The sequence below is a fragment of the Rhizobium sp. 05N430 genome, assembly GCF_056396985.1.
This window is the reverse complement of the sequence record NZ_JBFTMO010000008.1, coordinates 99,769-126,526: the sequence shown is the minus strand read 5'-3', so window position 1 is coordinate 126,526 and position 26,758 is coordinate 99,769. Positions and strand designations below refer to the sequence as shown.

General features: G+C 56.6%; 22 protein-coding genes and 3 tRNA genes. 21 read left to right on the top strand and 4 right to left on the bottom strand.

All coding sequences use genetic code 11. From position 1 onward, the window contains the following. Window positions 1-122: 122 nt before the first annotated feature. The 4 genes from gloA (at window position 123) to AC1DJO_RS17955 (ending at window position 2,827) form a co-directional block, all read left to right on the top strand. Window positions 123-563 (top strand): lactoylglutathione lyase, encoded by a 441-nt coding sequence (gloA, locus tag AC1DJO_RS17970; protein ID WP_477972187.1) that lies wholly within the window; start codon window positions 123-125, stop codon window positions 561-563. A gap of 153 nt (window positions 564-716) precedes the next feature. Further along, on the top strand, window positions 717-1,793 hold the full coding sequence (locus AC1DJO_RS17965; RefSeq protein ID WP_477972185.1) for a YcbK family protein: 1,077 nt from the start codon (window positions 717-719) through the stop codon (window positions 1,791-1,793). A 186-nt stretch (window positions 1,794-1,979) separates the two neighbouring features. Then, window positions 1,980-2,054: transfer RNA gene (locus AC1DJO_RS17960), tRNA-Glu, on the top strand. Between the two features lie 566 nt (window positions 2,055-2,620). Beyond that, on the top strand, window positions 2,621-2,827 hold the full coding sequence (locus AC1DJO_RS17955; protein WP_477972183.1) for a hypothetical protein: 207 nt from the start codon (window positions 2,621-2,623) through the stop codon (window positions 2,825-2,827). Window positions 2,828-3,977: 1,150 nt separating this feature from the next. Here the strand turns inward: AC1DJO_RS17955 and AC1DJO_RS17950 are convergent. Next, entirely contained in the window at window positions 3,978-4,235 is a 258-nt protein-coding gene (locus AC1DJO_RS17950; protein WP_477972181.1) for a hypothetical protein, read from the bottom strand. Between the two features lie 40 nt (window positions 4,236-4,275). Between AC1DJO_RS17950 and AC1DJO_RS17945 the strand changes: the two genes are divergently transcribed. The 11 genes from AC1DJO_RS17945 (at window position 4,276) to wecB (ending at window position 16,572) form a co-directional block, all read left to right on the top strand. Continuing rightward, a tRNA-Val gene (locus tag AC1DJO_RS17945) sits at window positions 4,276-4,350 on the top strand. Between the two features lie 466 nt (window positions 4,351-4,816). Further along, window positions 4,817-5,620, top strand: coding sequence for an ABC transporter permease (locus AC1DJO_RS17940; RefSeq protein ID WP_477972179.1), 804 nt, complete (start codon window positions 4,817-4,819; stop codon window positions 5,618-5,620). 7 nt (window positions 5,621-5,627) lie between these two features. Further along, window positions 5,628-6,941: an ABC transporter ATP-binding protein gene (locus tag AC1DJO_RS17935; RefSeq protein ID WP_477972177.1), complete on the top strand. Its 1,314-nt coding sequence runs from the start codon at window positions 5,628-5,630 to the stop codon at window positions 6,939-6,941. A gap of 410 nt (window positions 6,942-7,351) precedes the next feature. Continuing rightward, on the top strand, window positions 7,352-8,629 hold the full coding sequence (locus tag AC1DJO_RS17930; protein ID WP_477972175.1) for a glycosyltransferase: 1,278 nt from the start codon (window positions 7,352-7,354) through the stop codon (window positions 8,627-8,629). A 47-nt stretch (window positions 8,630-8,676) separates the two neighbouring features. Next, the gene (locus AC1DJO_RS17925; protein ID WP_477972173.1) at window positions 8,677-9,594 is read left to right on the top strand and encodes a glycosyltransferase family 2 protein; all 918 of its coding nucleotides are present in this window, start codon (window positions 8,677-8,679) and stop codon (window positions 9,592-9,594) included. A gap of 13 nt (window positions 9,595-9,607) precedes the next feature. Further along, complete coding sequence (locus tag AC1DJO_RS17920) at window positions 9,608-11,299, top strand: glycosyltransferase (protein WP_477972171.1); 1,692 nt, start codon at window positions 9,608-9,610, stop codon at window positions 11,297-11,299. A 21-nt stretch (window positions 11,300-11,320) separates the two neighbouring features. Next, window positions 11,321-12,346, top strand: coding sequence for a glycosyltransferase (locus AC1DJO_RS17915; RefSeq protein WP_477972170.1), 1,026 nt, complete (start codon window positions 11,321-11,323; stop codon window positions 12,344-12,346). Then, the gene (locus AC1DJO_RS17910; protein ID WP_477972168.1) at window positions 12,343-13,581 is read left to right on the top strand and encodes a glycosyltransferase family 4 protein; all 1,239 of its coding nucleotides are present in this window, start codon (window positions 12,343-12,345) and stop codon (window positions 13,579-13,581) included. The genes AC1DJO_RS17915 and AC1DJO_RS17910 overlap by 4 nt, the downstream gene beginning before the upstream one ends. After that, window positions 13,578-14,432, top strand: coding sequence for a dTDP-4-dehydrorhamnose reductase family protein (locus tag AC1DJO_RS17905; protein ID WP_477972166.1), 855 nt, complete (start codon window positions 13,578-13,580; stop codon window positions 14,430-14,432). The genes AC1DJO_RS17910 and AC1DJO_RS17905 overlap by 4 nt, the downstream gene beginning before the upstream one ends. A gap of 9 nt (window positions 14,433-14,441) precedes the next feature. After that, window positions 14,442-15,452: a polysaccharide biosynthesis protein gene (locus AC1DJO_RS17900; protein WP_477972164.1), complete on the top strand. Its 1,011-nt coding sequence runs from the start codon at window positions 14,442-14,444 to the stop codon at window positions 15,450-15,452. Continuing rightward, entirely contained in the window at window positions 15,445-16,572 is a 1,128-nt protein-coding gene (wecB, locus tag AC1DJO_RS17895; RefSeq protein ID WP_477972162.1) for a non-hydrolyzing UDP-N-acetylglucosamine 2-epimerase, read from the top strand. The genes AC1DJO_RS17900 and wecB overlap by 8 nt, the downstream gene beginning before the upstream one ends. Window positions 16,573-16,736: 164 nt before the next feature. Here the strand turns inward: wecB and AC1DJO_RS17890 are convergent, their stop codons facing one another. After that, the gene (locus AC1DJO_RS17890; protein ID WP_477972345.1) at window positions 16,737-17,420 is read right to left on the bottom strand and encodes a tyrosine-type recombinase/integrase; all 684 of its coding nucleotides are present in this window, start codon (window positions 17,418-17,420) and stop codon (window positions 16,737-16,739) included. A gap of 393 nt (window positions 17,421-17,813) precedes the next feature. Between AC1DJO_RS17890 and AC1DJO_RS17885 the strand changes: the two genes are divergently transcribed. From AC1DJO_RS17885 to rfbA, 6 genes are all read left to right on the top strand, one after another. Beyond that, window positions 17,814-17,888 (top strand) — tRNA-Glu (locus AC1DJO_RS17885). A 206-nt stretch (window positions 17,889-18,094) separates the two neighbouring features. Continuing rightward, the gene (locus tag AC1DJO_RS17880; RefSeq protein ID WP_477972160.1) at window positions 18,095-20,080 is read left to right on the top strand and encodes a CgeB family protein; all 1,986 of its coding nucleotides are present in this window, start codon (window positions 18,095-18,097) and stop codon (window positions 20,078-20,080) included. A gap of 8 nt (window positions 20,081-20,088) precedes the next feature. Beyond that, on the top strand, window positions 20,089-20,655 hold the full coding sequence (gene rfbC, locus AC1DJO_RS17875) for a dTDP-4-dehydrorhamnose 3,5-epimerase (protein ID WP_477972158.1): 567 nt from the start codon (window positions 20,089-20,091) through the stop codon (window positions 20,653-20,655). Window positions 20,656-20,673: 18 nt separating this feature from the next. Next, window positions 20,674-21,729, top strand: a complete 1,056-nt coding sequence (rfbB, locus tag AC1DJO_RS17870) for a dTDP-glucose 4,6-dehydratase (protein ID WP_477972156.1) — start codon at window positions 20,674-20,676, stop codon at window positions 21,727-21,729. 2 nt (window positions 21,730-21,731) lie between these two features. Then, complete coding sequence (gene rfbD / locus AC1DJO_RS17865; protein WP_477972154.1) at window positions 21,732-22,616, top strand: dTDP-4-dehydrorhamnose reductase; 885 nt, start codon at window positions 21,732-21,734, stop codon at window positions 22,614-22,616. 10 nt (window positions 22,617-22,626) lie between these two features. Then, window positions 22,627-23,496, top strand: coding sequence for a glucose-1-phosphate thymidylyltransferase RfbA (gene rfbA, locus AC1DJO_RS17860; RefSeq protein ID WP_477972152.1), 870 nt, complete (start codon window positions 22,627-22,629; stop codon window positions 23,494-23,496). A gap of 3 nt (window positions 23,497-23,499) precedes the next feature. Here the strand turns inward: rfbA and recJ are convergent, their stop codons facing one another. Continuing rightward, window positions 23,500-25,305, bottom strand: coding sequence for a single-stranded-DNA-specific exonuclease RecJ (gene recJ / locus AC1DJO_RS17855; protein ID WP_477972150.1), 1,806 nt, complete (start codon window positions 25,303-25,305; stop codon window positions 23,500-23,502). A 108-nt stretch (window positions 25,306-25,413) separates the two neighbouring features. Next, a complete protein-coding gene (locus AC1DJO_RS17850) occupies window positions 25,414-26,736 on the bottom strand; it encodes a homoserine dehydrogenase (protein WP_112388165.1) in 1,323 nt (440 codons plus the stop codon). Window positions 26,737-26,758: the final 22 nt, after the last annotated feature.

The window sequence follows — 26,758 nt, the reverse complement described above, 5'->3', positions numbered from 1 at the left end:
ACGGATAAGCGCAAGTCCTGTTTTCGGTTATTCCCAGTTGCTGATTTTAGCGTCATGTCTTGCCCGAAGCTGACGTCCGCTCGCCTATCCGGGTTACGACCCAACATTCGAAAGGAAATAGAATGCGTTATCTCCATACCATGGTCCGCGTGAAGGACCTCGATGCCTCGCTGCATTTCTACTGCACATTGTTCGGACTGAAAGAAATCCGTCGCTCGGAGAACGAAAAGGGCCGTTTCACGCTCGTTTTCCTTGCTGCCACCAACGACATTTCCGACGCTGAAGCCTATGGCGCCCCCTGCCTCGAGCTGACCTATAACTGGGACACGGAGGATTATACCGGTGGACGCAACTTTGGTCACCTCGCCTATGAGGTGGATGACATCTACGCCACCTGCCAGCAGCTGATGGACAGTGGAATCACCATCAACCGCCCGCCCCGCGACGGCCGCATGGCCTTCGTCCGCTCTCCGGACGGCATCGCGATCGAGATTCTGCAGAAGAATGGCAGCCTGCCGGCAGCCGAACCCTGGCTTTCCATGGGCAATACCGGCGTCTGGTAGGCCGAGGCTTTAGTGAGGCTTGCGGCTTTTGCGATTTCCGGCCCGAGACGCCGGTTCGCACTTGCCGCATCCAGCCGCCGCAGGCACCTTCCGGTCAATTCCTGCAGTCGGGCTAGCTCCGGGCTGCTTCAGTTTTGACCGGAGAGCCTACGCTTGCCCCATCTTCGAACCCGTCCGTGCCTGCTTCTTGCCGCAGTCTCGACGCTTGCGCTTGCAGGCTGCGTGTCCGACCAGAAGGCACTTGATTCTGCAGCTGCTGCACCCGCGCCGGCCGCCGCGCAGCAGGCGGCGAGCGCTCCCGCCGGCCAGCCCGGCGCCAAGACGGCAGGCTATCGCGACCCGATGGTGGCAGCGGCCGGAGGCCAGCAGCAGACAGCGGCGATGGATCCCAATGCCGCGAACATGCCGCCCGGCGCATCGCAGATGCAGCCCGCCAATATCGGTGGCATGGCGATGCAATCGACCCGCATCAATGCCAACGCGATGAGCATCTTCTCGGCGCAGCCCGCACCGCCTCAGAACAACCGCACCTCGACGGTCATCCAGCCGGCCGATGCAAACGCCTATGCGCCCGTGCAGGGCGGATTTGCAACGTCACGCGGCGGCGTCTTCGGGACGCCCCAACAGCAACAGCAGCCTCAACAGGCGCCGCAGGGCGAGATTCTGCCGCCGCAACAATCGTCGCAGAATACCAGCACCCAGGTTGCGCCCTATCAGGCAGCGTCGCTGGCAACAGGCAGCCTGCAGGGCGCCTCCACCAACGCGCTTTATGCCGCGCCGAAGCAGAACCTGCTCGGCAGCCTCTCCGGGCTCCTGCAGAAGGCCTCGCTGCCCGGCATGACACGCGTGGCGCCGAATGGCATCCATGTGCAGAACGCCAATGTCGAGGTCAGCTGTTTCAAGCCCAACCTCCTGAACGTCATCAAGACGGTCGAGACCCATTTCGGCCGCCCGGTGATCGTCACGTCGGGTTACCGCGATCCGGAGCACAACCGTCAGGTCGGCGGCGCCGAGGAATCGATGCACAAGAGCTGCGATGCCGCCGACATCCAGATCGACGGCGTCTCGAAATGGGATATCGCCAGCTATATCCGCTCGCTTCCCGGCCGCGGCGGTGTGGGCACCTATTGCCACACGGATTCGGTCCATCTCGACACCGGAAACAATCGCGACTGGAACTGGGGATGCGGCGCCCGGCGCAACACGCCGCCAAGCGCCCGCGCCATCTGAAGGACGTCACGGTTTTGCCGTAACGCAACGTCAGCTGCCGTCCCTCTTCGAAAGAGTTTTCGCAGAGCATTGATTTAACTCGAAAAAATCCCGCCAATCGTGACGTGTCATTTTTTTGAAGGAAATGCGAATTTCCCGCTTGCGGGATTCAAAGACCCTGACTATAAGGGCGCCACCACGAAGGAAGCGCCCTTCGTCTATCGGTTAGGACACCAGATTTTCATTCTGGGAAGAGGGGTTCGACTCCCCTAGGGCGTGCCATCTCAACCAATTGATTTCTATCGCATTTTATCTTCCTATTAATTGACTCCGTAAATAATTGCGTTTCGGGGGCACTTGAAAAGTCCGGCAATTTCTTGGGGAATAAGCCGCGTAGGCGTCAGCACCCGACCGCGGTGCCATTTCACGGCGGAACACTAATTCGAATCTCGTTGAATATATTAACAAATCGACGATCGATTGCGGGACTTTTGTCAGCCGTGCCTATGCCCCGAAACCGTCGAGGGTTAGAAGGCATCTTGCGAAACCTGCGCTATGATCAGCCGCCACGCGAATCTCAGGCAGGTGGTTCACAGCGGCACGCGAGACGACTATCCTGTACTTCCCTGATAGCAATAGGGCTGGACCCTTCGGGTCTCTAACCGCCCCGGTCGCCAAACGGCAGGCCACAGCCGTTCCCGCACCGCTCGCGGCATCGCGGGGGTGGCAACCCTTTCAAGGGAACCAACTCCTATGCCTGAAGACATTACCTTTGCAGAACTAGCGGAAAACTTACGCGAATTCCTTCGCGAATGTATCGTGGAGAAGGACTTGCATGCCCGCTCTACATGACCGCCTCGGCCAGCAACGGAAGCGTTTACATCGTGGCTTACTGGCCCGGCGAAGACGGTCTTGAGCCGCAGGTCATCGCTTTACGGGCCGAGCCTGAAGGCTTCAAATTGCTGATTGCCATCGTGGTCGTCAGTGCGAACGCCGAGGCCGCCTATATGCGGATCACACCGATGGGTGAGCACCGCGTCTTAACACTCAACTGATGACGGTTGAGCCTTATGGTATGGGGGCGGCTCTTGTGTTTGCCGCCCCTCCTGACTGTTGGTTTCCACTGGCTTCATAGTCGATGGCGATCCTACAACCTGGCCCAGCGGAAGCGCTTCTTCTAGCGGTCTCTGAAAAGCCGGCCTTGAAAACAAAGCGCCACATTAACTTTGTCAATTTTTGTCAACGCATTAGCTCTCTAACGAGAGAAAAATGACAATACAATGACAACACCATTGTTGTTCTTTATGTGGACAGGTGGCCGAGTGGTGTAAGGCAACGGTCTTGAAACCGTCGTACGGGGAACTGTACCGTGGGTTCGAATCCCCCCGGAATCACCGCATTGGGGAGCGACCTCTTATGCCCGATCGATTGCCGCACCTTGTTCACGTGATCACAATCCGTGGCGATTTAGCTAAAGACTGCGAGAAGAACGCGGTAGCGGCCTTCCTCCAGAAGCCCGCAATGACGCTTTGTGTGGGCGGACTGATTTGCCTGTCACCAAGAACCAGTTCATGACGCTTGATCCGAGGGCAGACCGTATTGAGTGGACCAATGGCGAAGTCGCTCGCGGATGGTCGAAGATCAACTAACAAGGATCCCACCACGGCGTGCGTGTGATAATCGCGTCGCCATAGGATCGCATACCGTCGGGCGAAAGCGGTGGCTCTGAAGTTTATGGCAGCCCACCGGAACGCTCCTGGGGAGCTTCGCAGATTAGCAAAGCAACGCTGCCTTTTGCCGACCAGTTTGCGCCGCCTTAGCGAGAGAACCTGAAAAGCGACACCGGGAATTCTTGTCTCACGACCTTGACGCGAACCGCGCCGTAAACTCCAATCACTAAAGAATTGTCCAAGAATCGTATGCGCGGTGTAACTTGGTTCTGAAGTACGTAGTCTATGTAGACGAGCCGGGCGATGAAGGCTTCGGAAAGCTGGCCGCCGGAAATACCGCACAATCTCATTGGTTATCGCTTGGTGCGGCGGTCGTAACCGAAAGGGAACGGCCGCTTTATTCCGGCTTGGCGCAACGAGATCATCAACGCCTTCAAAGGCATACAACAGCGAGATCTCCATTTCCGCGACCTAAACCACGAGCAGAAAGTGCACGCCTGCACGACGATCACAACGAAGCCGATCGGCGGGTGCGTCATTTCCTCGAGTAAATGACGATCCTCGATGCTGGAGATCTGGAGATCTGGAGATCTGGAGATCTGGAGATCTGGAGATCTGGAGATCTGGAGATCTGGAGATCTTCAAGCGTCCACAGCATCTCTACAACTATCTCACCCGCTTTTTGCTCGAGCGAATTACCGCCGCCTGTAAACGCAGAGCCGCTGCGGTCGGCGAAACCGCTAGCCTCAAAGTCGTTTTCTCCCGCCGCAAAGGCACAGACTACATCGATCACGGCCACCGACCCGGCGGACCAAACGGGACCGAGTTCGCGAGGGCGATTAGCTCAGTTGGTAGAGCGCCTCGTTTACACCGAGGATGTCGGAGTTCGAGTCTCTCATCGCCCACCATTCATCCCTTTAAAGCACCACGATGCGTTGCTTTTACAGATTCTCTGTACATTCTGAGTTACAAATGACGTTCCGAAATGGACTTTTGGAATGGCACTAAGACGCGTTACCTTCTCGAATGCGATGGTCGCTTTTCTCAGGCATCGTTGTTCTGAAGGGGCTGCGGGTGCGCGTCGGCATCATAGAACAAAGGACTCCTGTGGCGCAGATCGGCGCAAGGCTCTCGAAGGTCTTTCGACCGCGGTTGCTCGCCTGAAATAGCAAATCGGCGACACCGAGTCTCTATCAGGCCCTGCTACCCGCTCTCGGTCGACGAAATTACATTGCGATTTGTCTCTGGACGTTGAGAAGCGCTATACCGTCACACATGAATGGTTGCGAACGTGGGAGGCAATAGGCTAGAACCCCGACCCAAAAGCGGGCGGTTCTCCCGAAGTACAACGATGTGAGGTGAGACGGAGCAATGATGGCCGGGATGGACGTAGGTAATCACTGGCGAAATCGATACCTGGTTTGGCAGTTAACCAAAAGGGAAGTCGTGGGGCGATATCGCGGATCAGCGCTGGGGCTTGTGTGGTCGATCGTCAATCCTCTGATGATGCTGATGGTCTATACCTTTGTGTTCTCCGTCGTTTTCAAGGCTCGTTGGGATATCGATTCAGGAGAAGCGAGAAGCGAGTTCGCGATAATCTTGTTCGCAGGTCTCATCTTGAACAATTTTTTCGCTGAATGCGTCAATCGTGCCCCGACACTCATAGTCGCAAACGTAAATTTCGTAAAAAAGATCGTGTTTCCGCTGCAGCTGCTGCCAATAGTCTCAACTCTGTCAGCACTTTTCCATCTGCTGGTCAGCATCGCAATATTGCTGTTGGCCGAAATCGTGCTGACAGGTTCATTGCCTTGGACAATAGTTGGGCTACCATTGTTGATCGTGCCACTCTTTGTCGCTTGTGTGGGCATCGGATGGCTGTTGGCTTCCGTCGGCGCGTATATACGCGATATCGCCTACGTAACTGGCCTTCTAACAACTATTGCTCTTTTCGTATCACCGGTATTCTATCCTGTAACGGCTGTCCCGCCCTCCTTCCGGTTTTGGATAGAACTAAACCCACTTACATTTGTCTTTGAAACCGGACGAGGAATGCTGGTACAAGGCCTGCTTCCGGACGTCATTTCGTTGGCGATATTTTGGCTTGGCTGCATCATTGTAGGCCTGTTTGGATTTTATTGGTTTGAGCGCACCAAACGAGGTTTTGCGGATGTCCTGTAGTAAGGACGTGGCGATACGTGTCGCGAATGTTTCGAAATCGTTCAAAACATTCAAATCCTCTCGTGCACGACTTGCCGATCTCTTGAGCCTGGGAAGCGTGCTTAGCAAACGAGAAGATCTCAGCGCCAATGAATTTGTCGCGCTTCACGACGTGAATTTTGTATTGGAGCGAGGGAAGACGTTCGGCATCATGGGGCAGAACGGTAGTGGCAAGAGCACGCTTCTGCAGATAATCTCCGGCATCATGGCTCCAACCGGTGGGCAAGTGGAGGTTCGCGGGAAAATCGCAGCACTTCTTGAACTCGGCTCTGGCTTTAATCCGGAATTCACTGGCATTGAGAACGTCTACCTCAATGCTAGTATCCTCGGCCTCTCTCGGAGGGAGGTTGACGATAGGCTCCAGTCCATACTCGACTTTGCTGACATCGGGGATCATGTGCATCTTCCGGTACGAACGTACTCAAGCGGCATGATGTTGCGTCTCGCCTTCGCCGTGCAAGTCGCAATCGAACCAGAAGTGCTCATTATCGATGAAGCCCTTGCGGTCGGCGATGCGCGCTTTCAACTGAAGTGTTTCCGCAGACTGGAAGAACTGAAAGCGCGCGGAACAACAATTCTATTTGTGTCTCATGCGACGGAGTTGATAAAGTCGTTCTGTGACGAAGCTCTCGTTCTCAACAAGGGTCGACAAGTCTTCTTAGGGGACGCCAAAACGGCGGCTATCAAATACTTAGAAACAATCTTCCCTGAAGAACACACCGCGATGGAATCCCCTAAGGTGAACAACCTTGCATTCAACGGCACCGACGGGCAAGTACTCCAAATAGACGACTTCTCTCTACATGAGACGAGCAAATTTGGCCTAGGGGGAGCCAAATTAGAGATCCTCCGAATAGAAGGTATAGAGCGGCCGAATATTCTGAACGGTGGGGAATCCATCGAAATCTTGGCGACTTACAGCTGGCAGCCAGATTTCGTCAAAAGCGTAGTTAAAGCCCAAAACCTAGACGCCAATATCAGTCTCGGAATAGCTATATCGGACAAAAGAGGCGTCTATGTCTTCGGAGCAAATGGCTTCGACGGGGGCCGCACTGTAGACCCTCGGCAGCAGTCTAGCGCGACTGTGAAGTTGCGATTCGAAATGCCGCATCTCGCGGATGGAGACTATTTCCTCACTGCAGCAATAGCTGTGGGGACTCAAGATCTTCATGTCCAACTCCGATGGTATGACTGCTTCCTATCCCTGAGATGCGCACCGGCGAATAAAAGGGTATTTGGCACTTTGGCCATCGACTACTTTATGCAAGAGGCGGGAATCTAAAGGCAATGACTGATCTACACCCCCTAAAGTCAAGCGAAAGGCTTCACGTAGTCGAGAGAGATAATTGCTCTCAGAGGCGGCAAAGGCCATTCGTGAGACCGATGTCGTTGCCCGACATCGGATGGGGGATCGTTCCCATGAACTATTTCAGGCCGAAGCTTCACCTAATGGTGGAGCCTTGGAAAGAGTATGCCAAAGGGACCGGTAAGACGCGCAGTATGCGACGTTGGCGGATGGGTCGCGGATTCCGGGGATATTCGAGAGATCGCATTAGCACTTTTGCAAGTCATTGACTATGTCGATGAGAGCCAAGATACCAGCGGCAGGATCTGCAGCGCTTATCGAGAGCAATTCGATAGTGCGCGCGTTGCTGATGAATACCAGGCCGTTATTTCGGAGTTGACGATTAAATGACCAAGCGAATTCTGTTTGTCGGCATGGTCGATAGCCCGCATACCGCGCGCTGGATCAATCAAATATCCGACCTGGGTTGGGACTTGCATATTTTTCCGGTGTATCACGCACCAGCTCATCGCCTGCTGAAGGGCGTGACAGTTCACCGTCCCTGGCTTCAGGTTCGCCCACGGTACCTCTTGAAGCAATTCCTGCGCAATCCACTCAATGGATTCAATTTGCGCAAGAGTTTGCGAGATCTACATCCGAACAAGCTCGAGGTGCGTTCGGTCTGGCCATTGCCCGCAGTTGCACTACTTGAGCGGATCCTTGCGGGAATTCAGAGCGAGCCGTTAGGCGAATCCGATGTTCGCGCACCACTTTTCTACGGACCCCAGATTTTGGGACGGCTAGCTAGCAAACTGAAGCCCGACCTGATTCACTCGATGGAATTTCAGCATGCCGGATATCTCACGCTGCGCGCGAAGGAGTTGGCTGGATCGAAGCCCTTTCCCAAGTGGCTCGCTACCAATTGGGGAAGTGACATTTACTACTATCGCAATTTCCCTGATCACAAACGGCAGATCATGCGATTGCTCAGCGAGATAGACTATTACTCTTGCGAGTGCGAGCGCGATATCGAACTGGCGAGAGAGCTCGGGCTGAAGGCGCCTGTATTGCCCGTAATGCCGAACACGGGTGGCTTCGACATAGAGCAGATCGAAATATTGCGTGATGGTACGGCTCCTTCGGATCGGCGTATAATCATGGTCAAGGGTTACGAGCATTTTGCCGGGCGCGCCTTGACAGCTCTTGACGCGGTTGCGATGTGCGCGGATGTCCTTCGAGGGTATCGCGTTGTCGTTTTTTCCGCCTCAGCATCTGTACGGGAGAGAGTGGAAGAACTTCGCATGTTTCACGGGCTGGACATATCAATTCTTGAACACGCGGGACACGACAAGATGCTCAAGTACTTTGCTCACGCACGCGCCTATCTTGGCGTAAGCGTTTCGGATGCAATCAGCACGTCGATGCTCGAATCAATGGCCCTTGGCTCTTTTCCCATCCAAACTGACTCCTCCTGCTGCAGCGAGTGGATCCAGCACGGCAGAACTGGATTTGCGGTTCGAGCTGATGACGTTCGTGATATTGCTGCAAAGCTGAGGACGGCAGTCACAGACGACAATCTTGTAAACGAGGCAGAGAAAATGAATTGGCAGGCCGTTGTCGAGCGCCTTGATCAACGGAAACTCAAGCCACAGGTCGAGCGCTTTTATGAAATGTGCTTCCATTGAGCTCTTCCCGTTAGAAGCGCATTCTGGCTCGACAGGAGATGGTTTGTTTGCCAACCGTAAGCGTCATAATCCCCACCTACAATCGCGCTCGATTTATTCGCGAGGCAATCGAGAGCGTTGTTGAGCAATCGTTCAGCGATCTTGAGCTTATTGTCATTGATGACGGGTCAACGGACGAGACCGCGGAGATCGTCGGCGCATTCAACGATAAACGGCTGAATTTCGTAAGGCAGGAGAATCGAGGGCGTTCGGCAGCACGAAACCGGGCGATAGCGTCGGCGCGCGGACGCTACATCGCTTTCCTGGATTCAGACGACATGTACCTTCGGGACAAGCTGGCGAAACAGGTCAGTTACATGGATTTGCACCCGGAACTAGGGATGATTTATACGTCGGCGACATGTATTGACGGCGAAGGAAAGCCGCTGGACAGCGAACGTTATAAGGCTTGGGCCGAAGGACAGATCTACAAGCAGGTCGCCTTCTTTCAGCCTGTGACGATAACTCTGCCCACCGTAATGGTACGACGGGAAGTTCTCGACACGGTGGGGGGATTTGACGAGGCCATGAACCGGTTTGAGGATACGGATCTCTGGCGCAGAATTGCCAAGCATCACCGCATTGGAATGCTCGTCCAGCCAACCTGCATACTGCGGACGCATGACGACAACACCCTCCAATCCCAGGATCCGGCCAAGATAGTAGAAGCAATAGAATACTATATTGCGAAAATATTTCGCGACGACGCGGATGTCGGAGTGGCCTTTCTCAAGCAGGGAGCATCCCGACTCTGCGAGTACTATGGCCGCGCCTTCATGAGCGTTCCTGAATGGCGTCGTCTCGGTATGATGCTAACGAAGAAATCCATCGCCTACGAACCGAAACGGACAGTGGGGATAGTTACCTCGTGCCTACGAACGGCCGTGGGGTCAACTTTCCGACGAATGTGCGTTAAGGCGATTTAGGGAGCAGGTCAGAGTGGAACCGAAAATCAGTGTCGTTATTCCCGTCTACAACGGGGCCGACTTCCTGGAAGAAGCAATCGAAAGTGCACTCGCGCAAACGTACGCGAATATCGAAATTATAGTCGTCAACGACGGTTCGAGCGATGCCGGAGCAACTGAAAGAATTGCCCTCGGTTATCATAACAGGATCATCTACGCCTCAAAACCGAACGGCGGAGTTGCATCCGCACTCAATGTGGCCATAAAGCTCGCTACAGGCGATTATCTGTCGTGGCTTAGCCATGATGATCTCTACACTCCGCATAAACTGCAGCGGCAAGTGGATTTCCTACGGGCGAAAGGCGACACAGATGCCATCGTCTACAGTGATTTTTCAGTTTTCACAGTTTCTCCCGACGAGGACACTGTCATCCCGTTGCGTGGCGTCCCCCCGGAACAGTTCAGATATTGGATTACTGTCGAAAATGCCCTGCATGGCTGCACACTTCTGATCCCACGGAAGGCGTTCGAGCGCTGCGGCAATTTCAATGAATCTCTGCGCACCACACAAGACTATGACCTCTGGTTTCGCATGGCGAAGGAGTTTCGATTCGTCCATATTCCAGAGGTTTTCGTCAAGGCGCGGAACCACGCGCAACAAGGCAGTGTCAAAATGGCCGATACGGCCCTTCGCGAGTGCAACGCATTGCTCTCCAATTTCGTGGAGAACCTTGCCGAAAATGAGATAACCTCGGCCAGTGGCACCTCACTCCCTGTTGGATACGCTAAAATTTCTGCCTCTATGGCGTTGCGAGGCTTTGACGAAGCTGCATCCACTGCGATGCGGCTATCGCTGTACAGTCGGCGAAAAGGTGATATTAGGACGCAACTGAAAGTAATGGCGATTTTTGTGAAAACTGGAACAGTTGATATGCTGCATCGCAAGGCACGGGCTCTCGCAAGGCGGATGCTGCCCCTTTGGGTTCTGCAAAAGGCGTCCGCAATCAAACACAGGGCATCTGCAAAAAGAAAAAACACCTATCCCCAGGTGGCGCACAGCTTTGCAGAAAATCAATCGACTAGTCTCGTAGCTCTAGTTAATCGTCTCCCCCTGAAGGAGAAATTCTCCGAAGTTTACGCGAAGAATGTATTCGGCGGCGAGGAATCCCGTTCAGGAGCGGGATCTGACCTGAGCCAGACTGAGGTCATTCGGTCTGAGATTCCGTCAATTCTCCGCAAATACGGTATCAGGGCGGCGTTGGATGCGCCCTGCGGCGACTGGTACTGGATGCAGCACGTCGACCTTGGTATCGATAGATATATCGGCGTGGACATCGTCGATGCCTTGATTGAAAAGAACCGGACGCTGTTTGGTAGGGATGGCGTTGAATTTGCTTCCGTTGACCTCTCCAAAGACGAACTGCCTTCGGTTGATCTCATTTTCTCGCGCGACTGCCTTGTACATCTCTCCTACGCCGATGCATTGAAGATATTGAGGAACTTCAAGGCGTCGGGAGCGAGATATCTACTTACCACTACGTTCACGGATCGCGATTCAAATGAGGATCTCGGCGAGGGTTTTTGGCGCCCGCTCAACATGCAGCTGGCCCCGTTCAATTTTCCTGCACCGTTGGAACTGGTGAACGAGAAGTGCACCGAAGGTGGCAACGCGTTTGGCGATAAGTCGATCGGGCTTTGGCGTTTCGACGATCTGAAGTTTGACTGATTCTGCGGATTGCGAACTGCCATGCGCCTCGTATTGCACGCGCCTAATGTCAATTCAGGGGGCGGCCTGCGGCTACTGCGAGGCGTGTTGTCGGTTGTGCCATCTCCATTCTCGTGGGCGCAACTCGACAGACGCGCGGACATTGGAGATTTGTCGCTGGGCGACCTACCGATCAGCCTCGTAAGGAACACTCTATGGTCGCGGCTCGCCGCAGAGTGGCGGCTGCGAAGGCAGTGCAAGAAAGACGATATCGTTTTGTGCTTTCACGGCTTGCCGCCGCTGTTCGCGCTCCCGTGCAAGGTCGTTGTGTTCGTCCAAAACCGCTTGCTGGTCGAAGATATCCCTATCGGGCAATATCCCCTGCGGGTCCGTGTCCGCATTACAGCAGAGCGCTGGTGGCTCGCTAAACTGCGAGTACGAGGTCTTCGCTATGTCGTCCAGACACCTTCCATGGCAGCGGCGTTGCAGCATCGCCTGGACTTAGCCACTCCCGTCATTGTGTCACCCTTTATCCCAGAGGTTGCCGCGTATCGCCAAAGCCGAGCCACGCGCGACGGAGCCTCGTTCGACTTTGCCTATGTCGCGAGCGGCGAAGCGCACAAGAACCACGCCAATCTGCTGGAAGCTTGGCGGATCCTGGCTGAATATGGCCATCGGCCTTCACTAGCGCTTACACTTGATGCTGCCGCTAATCCTGCACTGGAGAAGAAGATTGCCCAGTTGATACGCGACAAACAGGTCGCTGTGTCGAATTGTGGCGTTCTGACGACCGAAGAAGTCGACAGGCTCTACCGCCATACGCGAGCGCTCATCTATCCTTCAACTGTTGAATCACTGGGGCTCCCCCTTTTGGAGGCCGCTCGGCATGGGTTACCCATTCTTGCCGCGGAGAAAGACTATGTTCGTGATATCGTAGCACCGGTAGAGACCTTCGATCCGGACTCGCCACTGTCGATTGCACGCGCAGTGTTGAGATTTATGGGCACATCGAAGATGCCAACCGAGGTCGGGACTGCCGACGATTTCCTTGGGGATGTAGTTCGATGAAGGTGCTGGTCTGGACCCAGTACTTCTGGCCGGAGAATTTCCCCATAAACGAGTTGGCATCCGAACTCTCAGAGGCAGGCGTCGACGTAACCGTCCTGACGGGAAAGCCGAACTATCCCGAGGGCAAATTTTTCGATGGGTATCGAGCGGGCGACATTAAGCGAGAGCGATTTTCCGGTATAGAGGTTGTTCGGATACCGCTCTTGCCGCGAGGATCCGCTACGTCGCTTCGCCTTGCTCTCAACTACCTTTCGTTCGTAGCATCGGGAATGCTAATTGCTCCCTTTGCGCTTCGACGCCGCGAATTTGACGCGATCTTCATATACGCACCGTCTCCTCTCCTCCAAGCTTTGCCGGCCCTTTTCCTCGGCTATATCAAGAAGGTCCCGGTAACGTTGTGGGTCCAAGATCTTTGGCCCGATGCTCTCAAGGCGACCGGGCACGTGAAAAGCCGTTTTGCCCTGCGACTGGTCTCACTTCTGGTGCGCTACATTTATCGTCGAACTGATCTTATCCTGGTTCAATCCGAGGCTTTTCGCGCGCCTGTAATCCGGGGCGGCGGTGATCCGAGCAAGATACGCTATTTCCCAAATTCCATTAAGGCAAAAGCACAGATTCCCCTCGCCAGTCGTGCCGCCCAGGAACTCGTGTCCGAAATGCAGGGGAGATTTTCTGTTGTCTACGCCGGCAATGTCGGCCGAGCACAATCGGTAGAGACGATTGTTGTGGCGGCCAAGCAATTGCTCCGCACTGCGCCGAACATCAAGATTTTTCTTGTCGGAAGTGGCAGTAGAGAAAAATGGATCGATGCGGAAATCAAGCGTCTCGCTTTGAATAATCTTGTTTTGGCCGGCCGTTTCGCCCCGTCGGATATGCCATTAATTCTGGGAAGCGCCTCTGCGCTTCTTATCACGCTTGTAGATGATCCGGAAATTGCGCTTACCATCCCAAGCAGAATTCAAACGTTTCTCGCAAGCGGGCGTCCGGTTGTCGCTTCCATCAATGGCGAGGGAGCACGAATTCTCCGCGAGGCAGAAGCAGGGCTTGTCTGTCCAGCCGGCGACGGTCCCGGGTTGGCGGCAGCAATTTCGCGGCTTGAGAACATGTCTCCGGCGATGCGCGAGCAGCTAGGCGAAAGCGGACGGCGGTATTTTCTTGGACACTTTGAATTGACGCGTCGCTCGCGAGAACTTATCCAGCACCTAATTCAGGCAAAGAGGACCGGCGGCAGATGAAGATACTTGTTCTTGGTGTATCGGGGATGCTTGGCAATGCCATGTTTCGAAAGCTGTCGGAAACTAAGTCTTTGGTAGTCTACGGGACGAGTAGGGCTACTTCGGCGAAGCGCTATTTTCCGGCTGGGCTGTCCGATAGGATTATTTCCGGCATTGATGTCGAGAATCAGGATTCACTTGCACGGATCCTTACAGAAATAAGGCCTGATGCGGTCATAAATTGTGTTGGACTGGTTAAGCAGTTAGCGGACGCAAATGATCCACTTGTTGCACTGCCTATCAATGCAATATTGCCGCATCGGCTCGCGAGGCTATGCGATCTAGTTGGTGCTCGTCTCGTTCATATAAGCACCGACTGTGTATTTTCTGGAAGTCACGGAAATTATCGTGAATCGGATTTTCCGGACGCAAAGGATCTTTATGGCCGGTCCAAACTTCTAGGCGAAGTGGATTATCCGAATGCGATAACGTTAAGAACGTCCATCATTGGCCACGAGTTGGGTAGCGCCCACAGCCTCATAGGTTGGTTTCTCTCTCAAAGTGGCAGTGTGAAGGGCTATTCTCGTGCATTTTTCTCAGGACTGCCCACGGTCGAAGTCGCGAATCTGATACGAGACATTGTATTGCCTCGTAGCGATCTTTCAGGACTGTATCATGTCGCCGCGACGTCTATATCCAAGCTAGATCTCCTGAGACTGGTTGCAGACATCTATGGCAAGACTATCGAAATTGTCCCAGATGAGGCGTTGGTGATTGATCGATCGCTGAATGCTGATCGTTTCCGAGAGGCGACCGGCTACGTTGCTCCACCCTGGTCTGATCTGATCGGCTCTATGCACGCATTTCAATAGGAGAGAGATATGTTCGCCAATAACGTGCTCATGATCACCGGGGGGACGGGATCATTTGGCAACGCTGTTCTCAATCGCTTCCTGCACACTGATGTTCGCGAGATCCGCATTTTCAGTCGTGATGAAAAGAAGCAAGAGGACATGCGGATCGCGATGAACAACCCTAAACTCAAGTTCTATATCGGCGATGTCCGCAACTACGACAGTGTGCACGACGCGATGCAGGGTGTGGATTATGTTTTCCATGCCGCTGCGTTAAAACAGGTCCCTTCCTGTGAGTTCTATCCAATGGAGGCCGTTCGCACGAATGTGCTGGGGACCGAAAACGTAATGAATGCCGCGATAAGCTGTGGCGTAAAGCGCGTGGTGGTTCTGAGCACCGACAAGGCCGTTTATCCGGTCAACGCGATGGGCATATCCAAGGCCATGATGGAAAAGCTGATGGTCGCCAAGGCGCGCATGCGGCGTGAAGGAGAAACCGTGCTTTGTGCAACGCGGTACGGCAACGTGATGGCGTCTCGCGGATCCGTCATTCCATTGTTTGTCAGTCAGATTAAAGCGAACAAGCCATTGACGGTCACTGACCCCAGCATGACACGCTTTTTGATGTCGCTCGAGGATTCTGTGGATCTTGTGATCTATGCGTTCGAGAACGCGCGCCAAGGTGACATCTTTGTACAGAAGGCACCTGCGTCGACGATGGGCGACCTCGCCCAAGCCGTGAGGGAGGTATTCAGCAGCGACGTAGTGATGAAGATCATAGGCACGCGACACGGAGAAAAACTATACGAATCACTCCTGTCTCGCGAGGAGATGGCCCGCGCACAGGATCTAGACGAGTATTATCGAGTGCCTGCAGATGACAGGGATCTGAACTACAATAAGTATTTCGTCGAGGGAGAAACAAAGGTCTCCGCCATTGAGGACTACACTTCGCATAACACTATTCGGCTTGACGTAGAGAGGGTTAAGGCACTGCTCATGAAACTCGATTTCATTCAGGACGAACTCAATGCGTAAGGTTATGACGATTGTTGGCACGCGGCCCGAATTGATAAAGATGTCGAGGGTAATTGCAGAACTTGATCAACATACGAACCACGTGCTTGTTCATACCGGCCAAAATTACGACTACGAGCTCAATCAGATTTTCTTTGACGACCTCGGAATACGCAAGCCGGACCACTTCCTTGAAGCGGTTGGCGAAAACGCTGCGCAGACAATAGCGCGTGTCATTGAAAAAGCCGATGTGGTTTTAGAAAAAGAGCGCCCGGAAGCTGTACTTTTCTACGGCGATACGAACTCTTGCCTGGCGGTTATCGCTGCGAAACGACGGAAGATCCCCGTATTCCATATGGAAGCAGGCAACCGTTGCTTTGATCAGCGAGTTCCGGAGGAGCTTAACCGCAAGGTCCTTGACCATCTCAGCGACATCAATCTTGTCCTGACCGAGCATGCGCGGCGCTACCTAGTTGCAGAAGGCATTCGACCGGAAACAATTATCAAGACCGGCTCCCACATGCGTGAGGTTCTCGATTTTTATATGCCAAAAATCAAAGAATCAGAAATTATGCAACGATTGGGATTGGAAAGCGGTCGCTTCTTTATCGTCAGTGCACACCGTGAAGAGAACGTCGATAGTCGCGAAAATCTTCAGAATTTGATTGAGACGCTTAACGCGCTGGCCGAAGCGTATGACATGCCAATCGTCGTCTCGACCCATCCGAGGACACATAAGCGGATGGAGAGCACGGATCTCGTGCCGCTTGATCCACGGCTTCATTTTCTCAAACCTTTTGGCTTCACCGACTACATTCGACTGCAGATGGAGACGCTGTGTGTGATCTCCGATAGTGGGACGATAACGGAAGAAAGCTCTCTCCTTAACTTGCCCGCAATTACTATCCGGAACGCCCACGAGCGTCCTGAAGGCATGGATGTAGGAACCTTGATTATGACAGGCTTAACGAAGGAACGCGTTCTTGACGCGGTGCGTGTCATCGTTGCCGAGCATAACAAAATTGCTCGAGCCATAGACCCCGTTCCCGACTATCAAGTCGGTTCCGTATCGAAGCAAATTCTGCGTGTTGTACTCAGCTACATAGATTACGTAAATCGAACGGTATGGTCTCGGGCATAGATCGCAGCGTCACTTTCCTAGGCAGAAAGCCTCCCACGCCAACATCAATGCGCGCCGTTGATCGATAAGTACGATGGTAGGCCGCTTCGACTGTATTCTTAACAGTATGGGCGAGCGCTCGCTCAGCAACATCGCGGGAGTATCCGTTCTCAGATGCTCAGTCCCTAAAGCTTGAGCGGAATCCGTGAGCGGTGGCGATGCGTCCGAGCGTATCGCTCACGACCGCGTTGTCCCGGAGGAATTTGGTGAGCGTCATAGCGCGCATTGGCGTATTCTTCGTGAAGGAACACCAACCCTTCGCCGGTTTCCGACTTCTCAAGCTGGCTTTCAAGTATCTCGATGCTTCTTGGGGTAAGCGGCACGCGATGGGTGATCTTCACTTTCATGCGTGCTGCGGGCACTGTCCAGATCGCGTTGGAAAAGTCGACCTCGTGCCATTGCATCTGACGGAGTTCGCCTGAACGGCGGGCGGTCATGATCAGCAACTCCAGCATCTGTAAGGTAGTGTTTGACACTCCCGAATGAAGGAGATTAGCGATGAAGTTAGGCACGTCCCTACAAGGAAGTGCAGGTTGATGCGCGACACGCTCTCGTTTACCTAGCTGCTTTGGCAGAAGCTTAACGACAAGGTCCACGGGGCTTACATCGACGTATTCACTGGCTGCAGCCCAGTTCATCACTGCGTCGCAGCGCAGTCTAACGCGTGAGGAAGTCTCAGGCTTCAAAAGCCAGATTGGTTTCAGGCACGCCGCAAAGTCGGCGGCACCAAGTGTGTTAACCAATTCCGTTCCAATTTTGGGGAAGACATATTGCTCCAGCATAGTGATCCACTGGTCGATATGCTTCAGGTTGCAGAAGCCTTCTGCCCTGTCGGCGTGGTGTAATCGCGCCGCTCTCTCGAAAGTCGGGACTGCCGCTGGGCCCGCATTCTCCTCATCCCGGTCTCAGCGAGCGTCAAGTGGATCTCTTCCGCTATCGATCACAAATCGAGCCTCAAGTGCTTGATTCTGGAGTCTCTGATCGTGGTGGTCGGATAACTGCCAAGACCAATCTTTTTGGGTCAGCGGCTGCAAACCGCGTCCTGCCGATCCTACTGCGAGGCGCGGCATCCCCTGTATTCCGGGGACTTCGGCGCCTGCTGCAAGGTATTTCCACAAGCTCAGAAAAAATCTACGGAATTTCGCATTTTACCGCTTGCGGGTCAGAAAGGTGCTGACTATAAGGGCGCCACCACGAAGGAAGCGCCCTTCGTCTATCGGTTAGGACACCAGATTTTCATTCTGGGAAGAGGGGTTCGACTCCCCTAGGGCGTGCCACTTCTCTCTCGATTTCGGAGAGAATGTTTTCAAGTTTCGCGGACTTTCACAATCAGCAAAAACACACTCTCGACGTAGCGATATCAGACCGTCGTGCGCACCGCGCATCCAACAGGGTGGCGCAAGCTTCGATGCCAATAGTCCGGCCCGGATAGCCTCGCGGGAATCTCTCTTTCCAGCGGAGGCGGCATTCGAAGGACGCGACTTTGACGATCAACCAGCAGATTCCGACCACCCTGCCCGCGGGATTGCCGAGCCTTCAGCAATTGAGCGTAAAGGCGCAGCAATCCGGATCGGTGATCGTCTACCAGCCTTATCTCGACGCCAGGCAGCTGGCGAATCTCGATTCGGCTGCCCTGCCCTTCGACATTTCCTTCAACACGCAATCGACGACGCGCGAATATGAACTCTTCCGGATTCTGCACGAGCACCACCTGCAGGCTGGGCTGCAGGCGGATGTGTTCTGGGGGCTGCTGTCCAGCAAGTTCGAAACCAAATCGGTCTCCAGTCTGCAATCCTTCATCTCCGAGGCGAGAAAAGCGCGCGCCGGCGGCGCCGATGCCTATCTCTACAATCCGCTGATCGGCCACGCCGCTGTTTACAGCAACGTCTGGGAACACGCGATGATGGGCGGCCATCCCGGTATGGAGCCGGTGTTCGGCCATCTCAAGGAGATGGGCTATCCGATCGCGCCGCCGCAGGGCCGCACTTCATTCTTCTTCTGCAACTATTTCGTCGGCAATCAGAAATTCTGGTCCGGCTATTTCGCCTTCTGCGAACATATCCTGCAGGCGCTGGAGCAGGAAGCGGCGCGCGGCACGCCGGCCGGACGTGCCTATAGCGGCACGGCGAATTACAGCCGCGACGGCAATGCCGCGATGCGGCCCTTCGTGATCGAACGTCTGCTTGGGCTTTACATCCCGCATGCGGTGGCAAGCGGCATGAAAGTCTCCGCCTTCGTGCCCTCCGCCGAGGATTTCGAATGGAAGTTCGGCGCCCGGACCGGCCAGCTGCTCAACAGCCTTTACGGCCGCAAGGAAGCGTTCCTGCAGACGCGTGATCCGGCGAAGCTCGAGCTGTGGCAGGAAGGCCGGATGCCTATCGTCAAGCAGCCCCAGCTGATCTGGACCGGCGACGATCCGCCCGACTGGACGCCGCGTGGCAATTTCCCCAAGGGCAAGTCGCGGCCGGCAAGCGCGTCAAGCGCCGGCGACCAATCGCTGCCCGCACCGAATGCCGCCGCCTTGCAGGCGATGAGCCAGCCCCTGGCACCGCTCTCTGTCGCAGAACCGGTTGCGTCAGATCTTTCGGGCTTGCAAGCGTTCGAGGGCGGCTGGGATGCGCACAAGGACCGGCACTGCATCTGGATCGTCACGCCCAAGGGTTACAATCACAGCCATGCGTTCGACGAGGTGGCGCTCGGGCTACAAGGTGCGTTCGAGGAGCTTGGTGGCTCGGCGCCAATCGTGCGTGAGATGAGTGAATTCGCGGGCCGTTCGCCGATAGTCTATGGCGGCAATCTGCTGCCGCCGGAGATCACCGCCCACCTGCCGAAAGACAGCGTCATCGTCAATCTCGAGCAGGTATCAGACGACAGCACCTGGATGAACGAGCGCTACACCGCCGTTCTCAAGTCCTTTCCCGTGCTCGACTACAGCCCGCGCAACAGGCGGAACCTGGCGGCCAAGGGCATCGATCATGCCGGCGTTCTCGAAATCGGCTACAGCGAGGTGCTGACGCAGATCGAATGGGCGCCGGTAAAGGATATCGACGTCCTGTTCTACGGCTCGATGAACGATCGCCGTCGCGACATCTTGGTCGCTCTCCACGAGGCAGGGCTGAAGGTCGTCCATCTCTTCAACGTCTACGGTGCCGAGCGCGACGCCGCGATCGCCCGCGCCAAGATCGTCATCAACATCCACCACTATGAAAGCGGCGTCTTCGAGATCGTCCGCATCTCCTATCTCCTGGCGAACCGCGTCTGCGTTCTGACCGAAGGCGATATCGAGGATCCGGATCTCGAGCCGTTCATGGGCGGCCTGGCAGTCGAGCTTTACGAGGATCTCGTCGAGCGCTGCAAGGAGCTCGTCGCCGATGACGAGGAGCGCGAACTCATCGCAGCCAATGGATTTGCAGCCATGCAAAGCCGCTCGCAGGCGGATATGCTGATGAGCGTGATGCAGGCCGGATAGAAAAGACCATGCGCATCGAGACCACGACGATCGAGGGTATCCTGAAGATCACGCCGGCGCGGCATGGCGATCACCGCGGCTATTTTTCCGAGGTGTTCAAGGACGGATGGTTTCGCGAGAATGTCGCCGACATCACCTTCGTCCAGGACAACGAGTCGCTTTCGGCACAAGCGGGCACGCTGCGCGGCCTGCATTTCCAGACGCCACCCTTCGCCCAGGGAAAACTGGTGCGCTGCCTTCAGGGCGCCATTCTCGATGTCGTCGTCGATATTCGCCAGGGCTCTCCGACCTTCGGCCAGTGGCTCGGCGAAGAGCTGACGCCCGATAACGGTGCCCAGCTTTGGGTACCGGCAGGCTTCGCACATGGCTTCGTGACGCTCGCTCCGAATAGCGTGATCAGCTACAAGGTGACGGCGCCCTACAGCCCCGAACACGACCGTGGCATCCTGTGGAACGATCCTGATATCGGCATCCGCTGGCCGGTCGACGAGGCGCATGCGGTGCTTTCCGACAAGGACCGGAAGCTTCCGAAGCTTGCCGATATTCCAGGCCACTTTCAGTTTTCAGCACAGTAATTCAGGGGATTTCCGGCAATGCGTGTCGTCGTAACGGGGGGAGCAGGCTTTATCGGTTCGGCGCTGGTGCGTCATCTGGTGAGCGAGATTGGTGCCGAGGTACTGAATATCGACAAGCTGACCTATGCCGGAAATCTTGCCTCGCTGTCCTCAGTCGAGAATGCCGCCAACTACCGCTTTCTGCAGGCTGATATCTGCGACCGGGCGAAGATGAAGGAAGCCTTCGCCTCGTTCCGCCCTGACATCGTCATGCATCTGGCCGCTGAAAGCCACGTCGACCGGTCGATCTCGGGTGCAGGCGATTTCATCCAGACAAATATCGTCGGCACCTTCAGCCTGCTCGATACTGCGCGCCACTACTGGGATGGCCTCGATGCGCGCCCCAAGGCGGCCTTCCGCTTCCTGCATGTCTCAACCGACGAGGTCTATGGTTCACTCGGCGATCAGGGCCTGTTCGAGGAGGTGACCGCCTACGATCCCTCCTCCCCATATTCTGCCTCGAAGGCCGCGAGCGACCACCTGGCGATCGCCTGGCACCGGACCTACGGGCTGCCGGTCGTGGTCTCCAACTGCTCCAACAATTACGGCCCGTTCCACTTCCCGGAAAAGCTCATTCCGCTGATGATCCTCAATGCGCTGGAGGGCAAGCCGCTGCCAGTCTACGGCAACGGCGCCAATATCCGCGACTGGCTCTATGTCGAGGATCACGCGCGGGCCCTCTTCACCATCGCCTCGCGCGGACGCCCGGGTGAAAAATACAATGTCGGCGGACGCAACGAGCGCCGCAATATCGAGGTGGTTGAGCGCATCTGCGCCATTCTCGACACCGTGTTTCCGGACAAGGCCTCGCATTCGCGCCTGATCACGAATGTCACCGACCGGCCTGGCCACGATGCTCGCTACGCGATCGACGCGACAAAGCTGGAGACGGAGCTCGGCTGGAAGGCTGCGGAGAATTTCGACAGCGGCATCGACAAAACTGTGCGCTGGTATCTCGACAATGAATGGTGGTGGCGCCCTCTGCGCGACAACGTCTATTCCGGCGAACGCCTTGGCGTCTTCAAGGGACGATGACGATGCGCATCGCCGTAACGGGTAGAGAGGGTCAGGTCGCTCGGTCGCTTCTGGCAACAGCACCCTCAGGCATTGAGGTGATCGCGATTGGCCGTCCTGAGCTCGATCTTGCCAATCCCGCTAGTGTGCTGCCGGCTCTGACGGCCGCACAGCCCGACGTGATCGTCTCAGCCGCGGCCTATACGGCTGTCGATAAGGCCGAGAGCGAGCCTGATTCAGCTTTTGCCGTGAATGCAGCTGGTGCCGGCGCCGTATCCGAAGCGGCTGCCAAGCTTGGCATCCCCGTCATCCATCTATCGACCGACTATGTGTTCTCCGGCGAAAAGCTGGCGCCCTATGTCGAGACCGATCCAACCGGTCCGATCTCGGTCTATGGCAGCACCAAGCTCGAAGGGGAGCTGCGGGTGGCGGCGGGCAATGCCGATCACGTCATCCTGCGGACGGCCTGGGTCTATTCGCCCTTCGGCGCCAATTTCGTGAAGACCATGCTGCGGCTTGCCGAAACGCGCGACGAGCTGCGCGTCGTCGCCGATCAGCGGGGATGCCCGACATCGGCGCTTGATATTGCCGATGCGATCCTCGCCATTGCGGCGCGTTTGAAAGCCGATCCAGATCCCGCGCTGCGCGGCACCTTTCATCTGACCGGGACCGGCGAAGCCACCTGGGCCGATTTCGCCACCGAGATCTTTGCGCAATCGCGAGCGCTCGGCGGCAACAGTGCTGCCGTTACGCCCATCACCACTGCAGAATATCCGACGCCCGCGAGACGTCCCGCCAATTCGCGGCTTTCGGGCGAAAAAATCGCTGCCACCTACGGCATCCGCCTGCCCGACTGGAAAAGCTCCACGGAAATTGCGGTCAAAGCCATTTTGAAGAATTCGATTTGAGGAGACTGAGATGAAGGGGATCATTCTAGCGGGCGGCACCGGCACCAGGCTTCATCCGATCACCCAGGCGGTGTCGAAGCAGCTGATGCCTGTCTACGACAAGCCGATGATCTACTACCCGCTGACCACGCTGATGCTGGCCGGGATCAACGACATCCTGATCATCACCACGCGGCACGATGTCGAGGCCTTCAAGCGGCTTCTCGGCGACGGCTCGCAATGGGGCATCTCGCTGAACTACGCGGTGCAGCCGAGCCCGGATGGCCTGGCACAAGCCTTCATCATCGGTGCCGATTTCATCAACGGCCAGAATTCCGCGCTGGTTCTTGGCGACAACATCTATTTCGGCCACGGTCTGCCGGAGATCATGAAGTCGGGGACGGCGCGCACCAAAGGCGCCACGGTCTTTGCCTATCACGTCACCGATCCCGAGCGTTACGGCGTCGTCGAGTTCGACGGCAAGATGAACGCGCTGTCGATCGAGGAAAAGCCGAAGCAGCCGAAATCCAACTGGGCGGTCACCGGCCTCTATTTCTACGACCAGCAGGTCGTCGATATCGCCGCCAATCTGAAGCCGTCACCGCGCGGTGAATTGGAGATCACCGATGTCAACCGCACCTATCTGGAGCGCGGCGAACTGTTCGTCGAGCTGATGGGCCGTGGCTATGCCTGGCTGGATACCGGCACGCCCGATAGCCTTCTCGATGCGGCCGCCTTCGTCAGCACGCTGGAGAAGCGCCAGGGCTTCAAGATCGCCTGCCCCGAGGAAGTGGCGTGGCGCATGGGCTATATCAGCCAGGACGATCTGGCAAAGCTTGCGGAAAAGCTCGGCAAGAGCGCCTATGGGCAGTATCTCACCAAGCTCTCGGCCGACTGGTAGGGCTTACTTCGCCTGTGCCGCATCGGAGACGCGCAGCTGAATGCGGCGCGAGCCCTGGTAGTGGTCGGCGCCGAGCGAGCCTGCGACATGCAGATTGGCGCCGCGTGAATTGAGCAGCAGGTTGCCGAGAGCGGTATCGGCGGCGCGGAAGGCAATGCCGTCGAGACGGGCGCCATCCATGGCTTCCAGCGTCACCTTGACGTGCTTTTCGCCGACCGTCCTGACATCGCGCAGCCGATGGGCGGGGATGGCGAAGACCGGTTGCGAATGGCCGGATCCGTAGGGGCCCGCGGTTTCCAGCCGGTCGATGAGATCGAGCGTGGCGCCGCTGGCGCCGATGGCGCCGTCGATCTTCAGCGTTTCGTTGGCGACCAGATTGGCGACGGTCTTCTCGGCGCGTTCGGTGAAGAAGCTGCGCAGGGCGCCGAGCTTTTCGCGCTCGACCGTCAGACCCGCGGCCATCGCATGTCCGCCGCCCTTGATCAGCAACCCCTCGTCGACGGCGGCGCGGACCATGCGTCCCATATCGAAGCCGTTGATCGAGCGGCCGGATCCTGTGCCGCGACCTGAGGGATCGAAAGCGATGGCGAAGGCCGGGCGCTTGAACTTCTCCTTCAGCCGTGCGGCCAGAAGACCGACGATCCCCGGATGCCACTTGTCGCGGGCGGTCACGATGACGGAAGCACCCTGGCCATCGCCATACTCCGCCATTGCCTCGGCTTCCGCTTCCTGCAGCATGGTGGCTTCCATGACCTGGCGGTCGCGGTTCAGTTCGTCGAGCTTCTGGGCGATCGTCTCCGCCTCGCCGGCATCGTCGAGCGTCAGCAGGCGGCTGCCAAGGGCTGCATCGCCGATGCGGCCACCGGCATTGATGCGAGGGCCGACGAGAAAGCCGAAATGATAGGATGTGACCGGCCCGGAGAGACTGGCCTTGCGAAACAGGGCGGCAAGACCCGCATTGCTCTGGTGGCGCGCGGCGACGAGGCCCTTGACGACATAGGCGCGGTTTAGGCCCTTCAACGGGACGACATCGCAGACCGTGGCGAGCGCCACGATATCCAGCCATTGCAAGAGGTCGATTGCCAGAATGCGCTTGTCGCCGGCTTCGCGCAGCAATCGGAGCGTGGCCACAAGCACCAGGAAGACCACGCCGGCGGCGCAGAGGTGTCCCTGCCCCGAAAGATCGTCTTCGCGATTGGGGTTCACCAGCGCGTGGCAATGCGGCAGCGCGTGTGTCACCTGATGGTGATCGATGACGACGACGTCGATATTGCGCGCCTTGGCGGCGTCGAGCGCCTCGTGGCTGGTCGATCCGCAATCGACGGTGACGATGAGGTTCGCACCGTTGTCGATCAGCTGGTTGATCGCGGCAGCATTCGGTCCATAGCCTTCGAAAATGCGGTCCGGAATATAGATCTCGGCCTTGACGCCGAAATGGGCGAGGAAGCGGTACATCAGGGCCGATGAGGCGGCACCGTCGACGTCATAGTCACCGAAGATCGCAACGTTCTCGCCACGCCGGATAGCTTCAGCCAGACGCTTTGCCGCCTTCTCACAATCGGTCAGCTTGTAGGGATCGGGCATCAGGTTACGGATGGTCGGATCGAGGAACTCGACGGCTTCATCGACCGCAACGCCGCGGCCGGCAAGCACGCGGGCAATCAGATCCGGCAGCCCATGGACTTGCGACATGGCGAGCGCGCGGTTTTGCCCGGCCTGGTCGAGCCGCGAAATCCAGCGATTGTCGAGAATGGATTTCTCCACCCCGAGGAACGCGCGCTGTACCGGATCAGCGGCTATATCCACCATTCTGCCAATGCCCCACAATGTCACCGCCCCGTGACGGGGCGGCAAAAATTCCATGAGCACATTTATGCAGCCTTAAGGCCGGTGGCAACGCCTGGGCTGGCGTTACCCTCAGTCTTCCTTGGGGCGCTCGATGCGGATGACCTGCGGTTCGCCGACGAGATAGCCCTCGCCCTTGATGGCAGCGACGGCCTTGCGGACCGAGTCCTCCGTCGTCGCATGGGTCACGAGGATGATCGTCTGGTGATGCGACGGCGACAGGTGCTGCTGCGAACGCTGCACGATCGATTCCAGCGAGATGTGGTTTTCGGCCATGCGGGTTGCGACGCTGGCAAAAACGCCGGTGCGATCGAGAACCGTCAGGCGGATAAAGTAGCCGCCTTCATGGCTCTGCATCTGTGCCTTGCGATAGGGCTCCAGCGACTTGGCCGGATGACCGAGCACCGGAACGCGCTGGGCGCCCGGCTGGCTCTTGGCGATGTCGGCGATATCGCCGAGAACCGACGAGGCAGTGGCATTACCGCCGGCACCCGGGCCGACCATCAGCAACTCGCCGAGAATATCGGATTCGATCGCCACGGCATTGGTAACGCCATCGACCTGGGCGATGACGGAATCGACAGGCACCATGGTCGGATGAACGCGCTGCTCGATGCCGGTTTCGGTTCGCTGTGCAACGCCGAGGAGCTTGATGCGGTAGCCGAGATCGGCAGCCGCGCGAATATCCTCGATCGAAATGTTGGTGATGCCTTCGAGATAGATGTCGTCAGCGGCAATCTGGTTGCCGAAAGCCAGCGTCGTCAGGATCGACAGCTTGTGCGCCGTGTCGTTGCCCTCGATGTCGAAGGCCGGGTCGGCTTCGGCATAGCCGAGACGCTGGGCTTCGGCGAGGCAATCGGCGAAGGACAGGCCTTCCTTCTCCATCTTGGTGAGGATGTAATTGCAGGTGCCGTTCATGATCCCGTAGATGCGGGAGATCGAATTGCCGGTCAGCGATTCGCGCAGCGCCTTGATGACGGGGATACCGCCCGCAACAGCCGCTTCGAAGTTGAGCAGCGAGCCCTTCTCTTCCGCGATCTTGGCGAACTCGACGCCGTTATAGGCCAGCAGCGCCTTGTTGGCCGTCACCACATGGAGACCACGATCGAGAGCGGCCTTGACGGATGCCTTGGCAGCGCCTTCGGCACCGCCGACGAGCTCGACGAAAACCTCGATATCGGCCTTGGCGGCCAGCTCTTCCGGCGTATCGTACCAGGTGATGCCATCGAGATTGATGCCGCGATCCTTGGTCTTGTCGCGTGCCGTCACGGCCGTAATGTGAATCGGACGCCCGCAGGTGGCAGCAAGCTCGTTGCTCTTCTTCTGGATGATACGGACGAGCGAGGCACCGACGGTACCAAGACCCGCAATGCCGATTTTGAGGGCGTCTGCCATGAAGCGATCCTGAATGTTCACG